Origin of the sequence: Vulcanococcus sp., from assembly GCF_044369115.1 — a bacterium.
Lineage (GTDB): Bacteria > Cyanobacteriota > Cyanobacteriia > PCC-6307 > Cyanobiaceae > Vulcanococcus.
The window spans coordinates 1-12,649 of record NZ_JBIPMN010000064.1 but is presented as its reverse complement, the minus strand read 5'-3'; the positions used below and the strand labels follow the sequence as shown (position 1 = coordinate 12,649).

Annotated in this window: 11 protein-coding genes and 1 pseudogene; 6 read left to right on the top strand and 6 right to left on the bottom strand. The window is 66.7% G+C overall.

Annotated features, from left to right (window positions below):
• The 3 genes and pseudogenes from ACIQ2E_RS06670 to rpsT all read right to left on the bottom strand — a co-directional run.
• Positions 1–1,567: pseudogene (locus tag ACIQ2E_RS06670) on the bottom strand (DNA-directed RNA polymerase subunit beta); the annotation flags it as partial.
• 336 nt (positions 1,568–1,903) lie between these two features.
• Entirely contained in the window at positions 1,904–2,725 is an 822-nt protein-coding gene (locus ACIQ2E_RS06665) for a TatD family hydrolase (RefSeq protein ID WP_398327937.1), read from the bottom strand.
• A gap of 55 nt (positions 2,726–2,780) precedes the next feature.
• On the bottom strand, positions 2,781–3,083 hold the full coding sequence (gene rpsT / locus ACIQ2E_RS06660; RefSeq protein WP_398327934.1) for a 30S ribosomal protein S20: 303 nt from the start codon (positions 3,081–3,083) through the stop codon (positions 2,781–2,783).
• A gap of 100 nt (positions 3,084–3,183) precedes the next feature.
• Between rpsT and hisD the strand changes: the two genes are divergently transcribed.
• Positions 3,184–4,533 carry a histidinol dehydrogenase gene (gene hisD, locus ACIQ2E_RS06655; protein WP_398327932.1) on the top strand — a complete coding sequence of 450 codons (1,350 nt, stop codon included), beginning with the start codon at positions 3,184–3,186 and terminating at the stop codon, positions 4,531–4,533.
• A gap of 22 nt (positions 4,534–4,555) precedes the next feature.
• On the opposite strand, the gene rpiA is transcribed toward hisD, so the two are convergent.
• The 3 genes from rpiA to ACIQ2E_RS06640 are packed head-to-tail and all read right to left on the bottom strand — an operon-like array spanning position 4,556 to position 7,195.
• The gene (gene rpiA / locus ACIQ2E_RS06650; protein WP_398327929.1) at positions 4,556–5,269 is read right to left on the bottom strand and encodes a ribose-5-phosphate isomerase RpiA; all 714 of its coding nucleotides are present in this window, start codon (positions 5,267–5,269) and stop codon (positions 4,556–4,558) included.
• A 31-nt stretch (positions 5,270–5,300) separates the two neighbouring features.
• Complete coding sequence (locus ACIQ2E_RS06645) at positions 5,301–6,395, bottom strand: trypsin-like peptidase domain-containing protein (protein WP_398327926.1); 1,095 nt, start codon at positions 6,393–6,395, stop codon at positions 5,301–5,303.
• Between the two features lie 26 nt (positions 6,396–6,421).
• Complete coding sequence (locus tag ACIQ2E_RS06640; RefSeq protein ID WP_398327940.1) at positions 6,422–7,195, bottom strand: metallophosphoesterase; 774 nt, start codon at positions 7,193–7,195, stop codon at positions 6,422–6,424.
• A 56-nt stretch (positions 7,196–7,251) separates the two neighbouring features.
• Here ACIQ2E_RS06640 and ACIQ2E_RS06635 point away from each other — a divergent pair, with 56 nt between their 5' ends.
• From ACIQ2E_RS06635 to infB, 5 genes are all read left to right on the top strand, one after another.
• Positions 7,252–7,521 (top strand): hypothetical protein, encoded by a 270-nt coding sequence (locus ACIQ2E_RS06635; protein WP_398327923.1) that lies wholly within the window; start codon positions 7,252–7,254, stop codon positions 7,519–7,521.
• A 171-nt stretch (positions 7,522–7,692) separates the two neighbouring features.
• Entirely contained in the window at positions 7,693–8,166 is a 474-nt protein-coding gene (gene rimP, locus ACIQ2E_RS06630; protein ID WP_398327920.1) for a ribosome maturation factor RimP, read from the top strand.
• Positions 8,167–8,218: 52 nt separating this feature from the next.
• Positions 8,219–9,628 (top strand): transcription termination factor NusA, encoded by a 1,410-nt coding sequence (gene nusA, locus ACIQ2E_RS06625; RefSeq protein WP_398327917.1) that lies wholly within the window; start codon positions 8,219–8,221, stop codon positions 9,626–9,628.
• Positions 9,625–9,903, top strand: coding sequence for a YlxR family protein (locus ACIQ2E_RS06620; RefSeq protein ID WP_296444202.1), 279 nt, complete (start codon positions 9,625–9,627; stop codon positions 9,901–9,903). The genes nusA and ACIQ2E_RS06620 overlap by 4 nt, the downstream gene beginning before the upstream one ends.
• A 64-nt stretch (positions 9,904–9,967) precedes the next feature.
• A partial coding sequence (infB, locus tag ACIQ2E_RS06615) for a translation initiation factor IF-2 (RefSeq protein WP_398327914.1) occupies positions 9,968–12,649 on the top strand: 2,682 nt, incomplete at its 3' end.

Here is a 12,649-nt window from a genome sequence, read left to right as displayed (position 1 = left end):
GTGAGAGCTGCACGTAATCCACCTGCTCGGGCGGCACGGTCTCAAAGTCCTGGCGGTAGCGCACGGGAACGAGATCGGCCTTGATGCGGCCGTCGGCGTCGGTGGCCACATCACCAGGGGCAACGCGGCACTCGTCTTCGAGGTCGGCGGAGAGATAGATCGGATCGCCCTGCTTGAGCACGATCCCGTTTTCCACCTTCCAGAAGGGGGTCTCGATGAAGCCGTACTCGTTGACGCGGGCGTGGGTCGCCAGCGAACCGATCAGACCGGCGTTCGGACCTTCCGGCGTTTCGATCGGGCAGATCCGGCCGTAGTGGGAGGGGTGGATGTCGCGCACGGCGAAGCCGGCGCGCTCACGGGTGAGACCGCCTGGGCCCAGTGCGCTGATCCGCCGCTTGTGGGTAAGCTCAGCCAGGGGGTTGGTCTGATCCATGAACTGGCTCAGCTGGCTGGAGCCGAAGAACTCCTTGATCGCCGCCACCAGGGGCTTGGGGTTCACCAACTGGGCCGGGGTGAGGCTCTCGGTCTCACCCACGGTCATGCGTTCCTTGATGATCCGCTCGAGGCGGTTCAGGCCCACGCGCACCTGGTTCTGCAGCAGCTCGCCCACGGAGCGAACGCGGCGGTTGCCCAGGTGGTCGATGTCATCGAGGGTGGCGCCGCCCACATCGAGCTCAAGGTTGATCAGGTAATCGATCGTGCTCAGCACGTCCTCAGGGGTGAGGGTGCGGGTGGCGTCGGGGATCGTGAGACGCAGCTTCTTGTTGATCTTGTAGCGACCCACGCGGCCCAGGTCGTAGCGCTTGGGATCGAAGAAACGGCTGTGCAGCAGGGTTTGGCCACCACTCACCGAGGGGGGCTCACCCGGACGCAGCTTCTTGTAGAGCTCGAGCAGAGCCTGGTCTTCCGAGGCGATGCCTTCGTCGTTGGCCGCTTCGATTGATTTTTGGTAGTACTCGGGGTGCCGAAGCTTGTCGAGCACGTCGTTATCCGACAGGCCGATGGCCCGCATCAACACGTGGGCGTTGATCTTGCGGGTTTTGTCGACGCGAACGTGCAGAAGATCGTTCTTGTCGGTTTCGAACTTCAGCCAAGCGCCGCGGTTGGGGATCAGGCTGGCGTTGAAGGTCTTACGGCCGTTCTTGTCCTGCTCGTCTTTGAAGTAAACGCCGGGTGAACGCACGATCTGGTTCACGATCACGCGCTCGGCGCCGTTGATGATGAACGTGCCGCGCTCGGTCATCAGGGGCAGTTCCCCGATGAACACTTCCTGCTCCTTGATCTCGCCGGTTTCCTTATTAACCAAGCGGCAGGTCACATACATCTGAGAGGCGAAGGTCGCATCACGACGCTTCGCCTCTTCCACGTCGTGGCGGGGGCGCTTCAGGCGGTACTCGCTACCGATGAAGTGCAGCTCAAGTTTGCCGGTGTAATCGGTGATCGGCGAGAAGCTCTCCAGCTCCTCGATCAGGCCCTTCTCCAGAAACCATTTGAAGCTCGCGCGCTGTACCTCCACCAGATCGGGCAGGTAAGTGGCGGTCTTGGCGACCTGGATCGCGCTGCTCATGCGGGGAACCTGCAGGAACGGGTTGGACGGAATGACGGGGCCTGGGGCAAGAAGACCTTCAGGGCGGTGAAGCGAGTGGGGAATGCCGACAGGCGCTTAGGCGCAGCGGACGACAGACGAAAGGCGCAGCAGACGACAGGGCCAGCCGCTCCTCGAGGGAAGGGCTGGCCCGCCGGCAGACCTATTCAGCTCGCTTCAACCCAGGAGGTAACGACAACTCGCACCGGAAAGACGACAGCACCACGGAGATGGGCAGGCCTACCAGAACCCTGGTAGGCGCTTTCGGGCTGCAGAAGGCTCGGATAAACCACAACCCGCTGCCAGGCCAATGAACCATCATACATTGTGAAGCCCAGCCCCAAACAGGGCACAGGCGTTCGCCGTGCTCTGGCGAGCTACGGCCGGCAGAGTTTCGCCGCGCAACTCAGCCACCCGCTCGGCCACGGCCGCCACAAAGGCGGGTTCGTTGCGCTTGCCGCGCCTTGGCACCGGTGCCAGAAACGGGCAATCGGTTTCCACCAGGTAGCGATCGGCTGGCACCAGCTGAGCGCAGGCGTGGGTGTCGGTGGCCTTGGGGAAGGTGACGTTGCCACTGAAGCTGATGAACAGCCCCAGTTCAAGGAAACCGGCCATCTCGTCAGGGGTGCCACTCCAGCAATGCATCACGCCGCGGGGGCAAGCGCCGCGGCCCCTGCGCTCGCGCAGCTCAGCGAGCATCGGTTCGGCCGCATCGCGGCAATGAATGATCACTGGCAGATCGAGCTCCACTGCTAGATCCAGCTGGGGGCGCAGCATCACCAGCTGCTGATCCAGGTTTTTGTCGCGAAACAGATCGAGACCCAGCTCACCGATGGCCACCACACGGCTGTCATCGAGGGCAGCGGCTTTGAGCACCGCTGGCGTATTGCTTTGCCAGTGCTCGGGATCGAGCGGATGCACGCCCACGGCGTAGCGCAGCTCGGGGAAGCGATCCGCCAGAGCCCGGATCGCCGGGATTTCCGAGGGCTCCACACACGCGTGAAGGAGGCGACCCACGCCGGCATCACGCCAGCGCTGGGCCACCTCCTCCAAGTCGTCGTCGAAATTTCGGAAGACGATGTGGCAGTGACTGTCGATCAGGGGAGCATCCAGGCTCTCGAGGGCGACGGCCGCAGCCATAACAAAGGGTTCAGGCGAAGCCCGAACCCTAGACAACGCAGCAACCGAGGGCCGATCAGGCCTTGGCTGCGGGCTCGACAGCGTTCTTCACAGCAGCGCTCAGGCGCGCCTTCTGATGGGCACCGTTGTTGCGGTGCAGCACACCCACTTTCACAGCTTTATCGATCTTGCTGAAGGCAGCGCTCAGCGTGGCCTGCACGGTGGTCTTGGCGGCATCACCGGGCTCCTGGCTATAGGCCACGCAGGCGGCGAAGCAGCGCTTCATCAGGGTGCGCACCGCAGACTTGTAGGTGCGGTTGTGCAGGCGATTGCGCTCGGCGATCAGAACGCGCTTCTTCGACGACTTGTTATTGGCCACAGGCTGTACTGCACTGGCACGGCAAACCAAGACTCTACTCCCAGGCCTGACCGAGACAGGCAACCCGGGCCACTAGCTTGAGCCAAGAACGCCCGAGGCCATGAGCGCCACCGCTGCCAGCGCCGCCGTACCAGCACCGAGCAGCGGCGACCTTGCACCGCTGCAGATCGAGCTGCTGCATGACGTGGAGGCCGCCGGGCACCGCTTGGAAGCGATCGCCGAGCGCACCGGCAGCGGCCAGAGCCGCGAGGCTGCCGAGCGGGTGGACGCGATCCTCGAGCAAGTGCGCAGCCAGGGTGACTCCGCCTTGATGGAGCTCACCGAACGCTTCGATGGCGTGCGGCCCGATCCCCTGCGGGTGCCCACCGCTGCGCTCACGGCCGCCTGGGCCGCCACCCCCACCGATCTGCAGGAAGCCCTGCAGCTGGCCCACCGGCGCATCGTGGATTTCCATCAACGCCAAAAACCTGCCGATTTGCAGGTGACGGGCGTGCACGGCGAGCGGCTGGGGCGCCGCTGGAGGCCCGTGGAACGGGCTGGGCTCTACGTGCCCGGTGGGCGTGCCAGCTACCCGAGCACCGTGCTGATGAATGCGGTGCCCGCCCGCGTGGCCGGTGTGCAGCGCCTGGTGATGGTGACCCCGCCGGGACCGGATGGCCGCGTGAACCAAACCGTGCTGGCCGCCGCCCACCTGGCAGGCGTTGAAGAGATTTACCGCGTGGGTGGCGCGCAGGCGATCGCCGCCCTGGCCTACGGCACCGAATCGATCCCGCGGGTGGATGTGATCACCGGCCCCGGCAACCTCTACGTGACCCTGGCCAAAAAGGCGGTGTACGGCCGGGTATCGATCGATTCGCTGGCTGGCCCGAGCGAAGTGCTGGTGATTGCCGATCACAGCGCCAACGCCGAGCACGTCGCCGCCGATCTCCTGGCCCAGGCAGAGCACGACCCGCTCGCCGCGGCGATCCTGCTCACCACCAGCGCCGAACTGGCAGCAGCGGTGCCGGCTGCGATCGAAGCGCAGCTGGCCGGCCACCCCCGCGCCGCCATCACCCGCCAGGCCCTCAACGACTGGGGGCTGATCGTGGTGTGCGACAGCCTGAATCAAGCAGCCCGCCTGAGCGATCGTTTCGCGCCCGAGCACCTGGAGCTGCAGGTGGAGCGGCCCGAACCGCTGGCCGAACAGATCCAGCACGCCGGCGCCATCTTCATGGGGGCCTGGACCCCGGAAGCCGTGGGCGATTACCTGGCTGGGCCCAACCACACCCTGCCCACCTCAGGCACCGCACGGTTTGCCGGTGCGCTGTGCGTGGAAACCTTCCTGCGCCACACCAGCCTGATTCAGTTCAACCGCCAGGCCCTGGAAGCCACCGGCGGCGCCGTGGCCACCCTCGCCGATAGCGAAGGGCTGCACAGCCACGGTGAATCGGTGCGGTTGCGGCTGGGCTAAGCCAGCGGCGGCCGGGGCCAGCTCAACGCTTCACCAGATCGCGCACGCCGGCCACACCGTCGTTGATCTCACCCACCAGCACCTGATTGGTGATGTTCACGAACAGCCCGTTCTCCAGCACTCCAGGCAGGTTGTTGATATCGCTCTCGAGGGCCACCGGATCGGTGATGCCACCGGCGAATTTCACATCGAGCACTAGGTTGCCCTGATCGGTCACCACGGGGCCGGCCTTCTTCACGGCCATCCGCAGCTGGGCCTCACCGCCCATCGCCTTGAGCTGAGCCTGCACCTGGCGCCAAGCGCCGGGGAGCACCTCCACTGGCAGCAGGAAGCCCAGGTTGAGTGTGTCGACCAGCTTGGTGGAATCCACCACCACCACAAAACGCTCGGCCCGCACGGCCACCAGCTTTTCCTGCACGTGGCAGGCGCCGCCACCTTTGATCAGCTGGAAGGAGGGATCGACTTCATCGGCACCATCGATCGCAAGATCGATGCGGCTGACGGCGTTGAGGCTCTGGAGGGGAATGCCGAGCTCAGCCGCCAGCACTTCACCCTGGAACGACGTGGTGACGCCCACGATGTCGGTGAGCTCGCCGCTCTTGAGCTTGGCGCCGAGAGCCTGGATCATCAGCGCCGCGGTGGAACCGGATCCCAGACCCACGACCATGCCGCTGCGGATCTGTTCGGTTGCAGCAGCAGCCACCGCTTGCTTCATCTGATCCTGAAGGTCCGCCATCACGCCGTTCTTTCTGGCCCGTGACCGTAGCTCAGGCGCTGGGGAGCGCCTCCGGCCGAATCGACAGCTGCAACTCCTGCTCACCGCGCAACACCGTGAGCGGTAGCGCTTCACCCACCGTTGAGCCCTCCACCAAGCGCAGGAGGGTGCCGGGGTCGGGAACCGTTTGATCGGCGGCAGCCACCACCAGATCGCCGCGGCGCAGGCCGGCCTTCTCGGCTGGGCTTTCCGGCAGCACCCGCTGCACCAGCGCACCATCGCGCTCCGGCAGCTGCACCAGGGCGTTGGGATCGCGGTTGTTGTCGCGGGCCAACCGGGCGTTGAGAGGCACCAGCTGCAGCCCCAAATAAGGGTGCACCACCGAGCCACCGTTGCCCAACTGGGCCGCCACACCTTTGGCCAGGTTGATCGGGATGGCAAAACCGAGCCCCGCACCGGGGCCGGAGCGCACCAGCGTGTTGATCCCCACCACCTCGCCATTGGCGTTGATCAGGGGCCCGCCCGAGTTGCCGGGGTTGATGGCGGCGTCCGTTTGGATCAGCTCGAGCCGCTTATCGGAGAAGCCAAGGCTGGTGATGTTGCGGTGCAGGCTGCTCACGATGCCGAGGGTCACCGTGCGCTCCAGGCCATAGGGCGTTCCCAGCGCAATCGCCCAATCACCCACTTCCAGTGCCTCGGAATCGCCGAGCGGGGCGGCCTTGAGTCCAGAGCCGGAGGGGATGCTCACCACCGCCAGATCCGTGATTGGATCCGCCCCGAGCACACGACCCTCCAGCTCGCGGCCGTCGGGCAGGCTCACCTCCACCCGATCAGCCCCATCCACCACATGGGCATTGGTGAGCACAAGGCCCTTGGCATCGATCACGATGCCGGAGCCCTGACCGCGCTCACGGGTACTGGGCATCTGATCACCGAACAGCTCCCGCAGCAGCGGGTCGTTAAAGGAGGGATCCAGACCGATGCGGGGCACACTGCGCTCAGTGTCGATTCGCACCACAGCTGGCGCTACCCGCTTCACCGCTGCAGCCACAAAGCTGTTGCCGGATCCCAAGCGATCGGCCCAGGCCGGCGCCGCCAGCCACAAGCTCACCAAGAGGAGCAGCGGCAGAGCGAGAAGGCGGCGCACGTCAGGTCAGACGGTAGGCATGCAGGCTAGGCAGCCTGGGCGGGCGGCCAACGGAGCAAGCGGGTGGTGACACCCCCATCGGCGCCGAGCAGCATCAGCCGACCGCCGGGCCAACCGGCGTGGCCGAGCGGGCAGGGCTGCACGGCCTTGAAGGCCGCCAGGGTGGAGGGGCATGCCCACAGCAGCAGGGCTGGTCCGCTGGTGCGTTCCAACGCGCCCTGCCAGTGCTGATGCACATGGCCAAACACCACCCCTGCCACCCGAGGGTTAGCGAGCAAGGGCTGCAACAACTGTTCAGGCTCCTGCAGGGCGATGGGATCGAGTTCCGCGCTGCCGATCGGCACTGGAGGATGGTGCAGCGCCACGAGCGCCGGGCCCTGGCCGGCCTGCAGCTGATGCTCCAACCAGGCGAGCTGGGCGGGTTCGAGCCAGCCGGCCACCGAACCGGGGCGATGGCTGTTCAACAAGATCAGCTGCCAGCCGGCCAGCGGCACCACGGCCGGCGCCATCCAGGCCCGTCGCTCCAAAGCCGCCCGCAGCAAACCGGGGTTGTCGTGATTGCCGCTCAGCAGCGCAGTGGGCACAGCCCATCGCTCCAGCCGCTCGCGTAGCCGCACGTAGCCACCCAGGCTTTCGTCCTGGCAGAGGTCACCGCTGATCAACAGCAGATCCGGAGGCTGGCCGAGCTGCGCCAGCGCGTGCCACCAGGCCTGCTCGAGAGCCTCGAGGGCCACGACGCCGCGACAGCGCCCGCGGGGATCAGCGAGCAGATGGGGATCACTGAGCTGAAGAACGCGCAGCACAACCCGGTCCTCCTGGCGATGGACCTAAGTTGCCTGTTCTGAACTTGGCTGGCATGGCTGTAATCCCTCCAGGCACCCGTCAACGCTGCTCGCTCTGCCAGGTGGAGATCCAGGGCATGGCTGGCGGCGTGGATCTCGTGCACTTCAGCCAGGGCGGCCCTTCCACACGCTCCAAGCTCTATGCCCGCGTGTGCCAGTACCTGCGCACCGACGAGCAGAAAGCCCAGTGCCTCAATCAAGACCCCACGCTGAGGGGCGAGCAGAAGCCCGGCGATGCCTACATGGAACCCCCGGCCATGGACCTCAACGGCTTGGGCGGCTGAAGCCGCTGCAGAGGCATTCCCCCTGATCCTTTAGGGTCGTTGTGTGCCCGGCGGGCACCCCTGCTGCTAGGCGCCTTCGGAACGGTTCCCGCTCCAAAGCCAACGACTAGCCAGGTTGCAGATCACTGCAGGTGCCGGACGGGTTGCCCGTCCCCCGACCAGCGATCCGGCTTGCCGCATCCCCTCATCCCCGACCTCGAACGCCTGGCCAGCCAGGTGGCCGCTGACGCCGGATTCCAGATGTGCAGCGTGCAGCTGCTCACCCATCGCATCCCGATGACGCTGCAGGTGCATCTGCGTCTGGCCGATGGCGGCGACGTGAGCCTCGATCACTGCGCCAGCTTCAGCCACCTGCTGGACGACGCCTTGGAGGCAGCCAGCCTGATCGAGGAGGCCTATGTTCTGGAAATCAGCAGCCCAGGCATCCCTGAAACGCTGATCGAGGATCGCGATTTCCGCAGTTTTCGCGGTTTTCCGGTGTGCGTTCGCCATCGCGATGCCAAAACCGGTGCCGAGGCCGAACGGGAAGGCCTCCTGCTGGAACGCACCGACGACAGCGTGCTGATCAACGTGCGCGGCCGCTCGGTTCGTCTGCCCCGCGCCGACGTGATCACCGTGCGCCTGACCACGCCCACCGAGGGCTAAGCCCCAGCCGCTCTCACCCCACCCCGAAGACCACCCGTTTCCCCCTTCACCCATGGCCCTGGTTCTCCTCCCCGGTCTGTCGAACCTGATCGAGGACATCAGCGAAGAGAAGAAACTGCCTGCCCAGGTGGTGGAATCGGCGCTGCGCGAGGCACTGCTCAAGGGTTACGAGCGTTATCGCCGCACCCTCTATCTCGGCATCAGCGAAGACCCCTTCGAAGAGGACTACTTCTCCAATTTCGACGTAGCGCTCGACCTCGATGAGGAGGGTTACCGCGTGCTCGCCTCCAAGATCATCGTGGAGGAGGTGGAGAGCGAAGACCACCAGATCGCCCTCACCGAGGTGATGCAGGTGGCGGAAGACGCCCAGATCGGCGACACCGTGGTGCTCGACGTCACCCCGGAGAAAGAAGATTTCGGCCGCATGGCCGCCGCCACCACCAAGCAGGTGCTGGCGCAGAAGCTGCGCGATCAACAGCGCCGCATGATCCAGGAGGAATTTGCTGATCTCGAAGACCCCGTGCTCACCGCTCGGGTGATCCGCTTCGAGCGCCAGAGCGTGATCATGGCCGTGAGCAGCGGTCTGGGCCGGCCGGAGGTGGAGGCCGAGCTGCCCCGCCGCGATCAGCTGCCCAACGACAACTACCGCGCCAATGCCACCTTCAAGGTGTTCCTCAAGGAAGTGAGCGAGGTGCCACGTCGCGGACCGCAGCTGTTCGTGAGCCGCGCCAACGCCGGCCTGGTGGTTTACCTGTTCGAGAACGAAGTGCCTGAGATCCAAGAAGGATCCGTGCGCATCGTGGCCGTGGCCCGTGAGGCCAATCCCCCCAGCCGCTCGGTGGGGCCCCGCACCAAGGTGGCCGTGGATTCAGTCGAGCGCGAGGTCGACCCGGTGGGTGCCTGCATCGGCGCGCGCGGCTCCCGCATTCAGCAGGTGGTGAACGAGCTGCGCGGCGAAAAAATCGACGTCATCCGCTGGTCGCAGGACCCCGGCCAATACATCGCCAACTCCCTCAGCCCCGCCCGCGTGGAAGCGGTGCGCCTGGTGGATCCCGAGGGCCAGCACGCCCACGTGCTCGTGCCGCCCGATCAGTTGAGCCTGGCCATCGGCCGCGAAGGCCAGAACGTGCGCCTGGCCGCCCGCCTGACCGGTTGGAAGATCGACATCAAGAACAGCACCGAATACGACCAGGGCTCAGAAGACGAGAAGGTGGCTGAATTGATCGCCCAGCGCCAGGAAGAGGAAGCCCTGCAGGCCGAAGCCGAAGCGCGGCTGGAGGCCGAACAGGCCCTGCGCGCCGAAGAGGATGCCCGCCTGCGCGAGCTCTATCCCCTGCCGGAGGACGAAGAGGAGTACGGCGCAGAAGCGGCGTACGACGAGGCGGCCTATGAGGAGCCCGTGGCTGAAGCGGCCACCGAAGACGTGGTTGAGGAAGCACCTGACGAGGATGGAGCCCGGTGAGTGAGCGCAGCGTCCTCAGGCGCTGCGTGACCTGCCGTGAGTTGCTGGATCGCCGGCAGCTCTGGCGGGTCATCCGCCTGGCGGATGGAGGCATCGCGCTGGATCAGGGAATGGGCCGCTCGGCCTACCTCTGCCCAAGCCGCGACTGCCTGGAAGAAGCCCGACGCCGCAAGAAGCTGCAGAAAGGCCTGCGTTGTCAGGTTGCAGATTCCATCTACGCGGCACTGGAGCAGCGCCTGCACGCCACCTCTTCTGCAGGCTCTGAGGCAAGATGAATGTTGGCCTCACCGTGTGTGGAGGCCCGGTGGCACCCGTGGCACCGACCCTTTGGAGCACTGAATGACCAGCAGCGGCAAAGTCAGGATTTACGAGCTGTCCAAGGACTTGGGCCTTGAGAACAAGGACGTGCTCGATGCCGCCGAGAAGCTCTCGATCGCCGCGAAGAGCCACAGCAGCTCCATCAGTGACGACGAGGCAGCTCGCATTCGCAGCCTGATCAAGACCGGCGGGAACGGCTCCAAGGCCGCCGCCGCGCCAGCCCCGGCTGCGCCGCCCCAGAAAGCCATTCTCTCGGTGAAGAAAGCACCGTCTGCCCCGGCGCCTGCTGCTCCTCAGGCACCGAAACCGGTGGCCAGCGCCCCTGCCGCACCGGTGAAGCCGGCACCTGTGCAGCCGCCTGCCGCAGCGAAGCCCGCCGCTGCCAAACCCGTTGCCGCCAAGCCGCCCGTCACGGCACCGGCCCGCCCTGCAACACCCGCAACGGCTGCGGCCAAACCCGCTGCTCCCGCGCCCCGGCCAGCAGCCCCGGCTCCGCAAGCGACCAAACCTGTCGCGCCCCCCGCACGGCCTGCCGCTGCGGTCGCACCGCCGGCGCGCCCTGCAGCAGCCAAACCGGCTGGTGCCCCGGTTCGCCCCAGCGGCTCTGCACCCGGCCGCCCTGCTCCGGCGATCGTGTCGAAAGCGCCTGCCGGTGCTCCCCCAGCCCGGAAACCAGCACCCCCCAGTGCCGCCACGCCTGCACGCCCCGTGGCACCGCCGCAGCGGCCTGCGGCAGCGCCTCCACGGCCCGGTGCACCGGCACCCAGCCGGCCTACTGCCGGCGGCGGTGGCAACAAGCCCCAACTCGTTGGGCGTCCCCAAAGTGGTCAGGGCGGTAGCCGCCCGGCACCTCCGTCAGGTCGTCCATCCCTGAGCCAACGGCCGGGCATGCCCACCCGACCCGGGGCTCCGGCTCCCGTGCGCGGAGCCAAACCGGGCACACCACCAGCCAGACCGCAGGTCGAACTGGTGGGCAAACCGATTCGCCGCGATGTGAGCGGTCCAGCAGGCGGCGGCAATCGCCCGGCGCCGCCGACGCGCCCTGGCATGCCAGGTGTGCCGGGCATGCGCAAGCCGGTGGCCCCAGGCGAGCTGATGCAACTGCAGAAGCCGGGTGCCCGCCCCGCCGCAGCGCCGCCGCGCCGTCCCGGTGCTCCCGCAGGCGTGGGTGCAGGCCCAGCAGCCCCCGGCGGTGATGAGGCTGCCCGGCCGATCGCCACACCTCCTTCCGCGCCTCGTCGCCCGAATTTCCGGGCCCCGCAGCCTCCGGCTGGCGGTCGCCCCCGCCGCCCCGATTGGGACGACAGCGCCAAGCTGGAAGCTCTGCGCAGCCGCTCGCCGCAGAAACAGCGCCAGAAGGTGCACATCATTGGCGAGAACGACGACGCACTAACGGCAGAAACCGGCGGCTTCGCTGGCGAACAGGAAGCAGTGGTGCTGCAGGCCTCCCTGGCCCGCCCCGCCAAGCCGAAGGCAGCCGCCACAGCCCAGCGCAAGCCCACAGCCGTTACCCGCAAGCGCAAGAAAGAAACCACCCGGCAGCGGCAGCGCCGCCGTGCCATGGAGCTGCGGGCTGCCCGAGAAGCCAAGCAGCAACGGCCCGAAATGCTGGTGGTGCCGGAGGGCAACCTCACGGTGCAGGAGCTGGCCGATCGCCTCGGCGTGGACAGCTCCGAGATCATCAAGAGCCTGTTCTTCAAGGGCATCATCGCCACCGTCACCCAGACCCTCGATCTCTCCGCGATCGAGACGGTGTCAGACGAGTTCGGTGTGCCCGTGCTCGAAGACGACGTGGAGGCCGCCGCTGCCAAGACGGTTGAAATGATCGAGGAGAGCGACCTCGCTCACCTGATCCGCCGCCCGCCCGTCGTGACCGTGATGGGCCACGTGGACCACGGCAAAACGAGTCTGCTCGATTCGATCCGCAAAACCCGGGTCACAGCCGGCGAGGCCGGAGGCATCACCCAGCACATCGGTGCTTACCAGGTGGAAGTGCCCCACGCCGGCGAGCAGCGCAAGATCACGTTCCTCGACACCCCTGGCCACGAGGCGTTCACCGCCATGCGTGCGCGCGGCACCAAGGTGACCGACGTGGCCGTGCTCGTGGTTGCCGCTGATGACGGCGTGCGTCCCCAGACCCTGGAGGCAATCAGCCACGCCCGCGCCGCCAAGGTGCCGATCCTGGTGGCGATCAACAAGATCGATAAGGAAGGCGCCTCACCGGATCGGGTGAAGCAGGAGCTCTCCTCCCACGAGCTCGTGGCTGAGGACTGGGGCGGCAACACCGTGATGGTTCCGGTGAGCGCCATCAAGGGCGAGAACATCGACAAGCTGCTCGAGATGATCCTGCTGGTTTCCGAAGTGGAAGACCTGCAGGCCAACCCCGACCGCATGGCGAAGGGCACCGTGATCGAGGCACACCTCGACAAGGCCAAGGGTCCTGTGGCCACCCTGCTCATCCAGAACGGCACCCTGCGCACCGGCGATGTGCTGGCGGCGGGTCCGATCCTGGGCAAGGTGCGCGCCATGGTCGACGACAACGGCAAGCGCGTGAAGGAAGCCGGCCCCTCCTATGCGGTGGAGGCCCTGGGCTTCAGCGAAGTGCCCACCGCCGGCGATGAGTTCGAGGTCTACCCCGACGAGAAAGCCGCCCGCGCCGTGGTGGGCGATCGCGCCACCGAAGCACGCGCCACCCGACTGGCT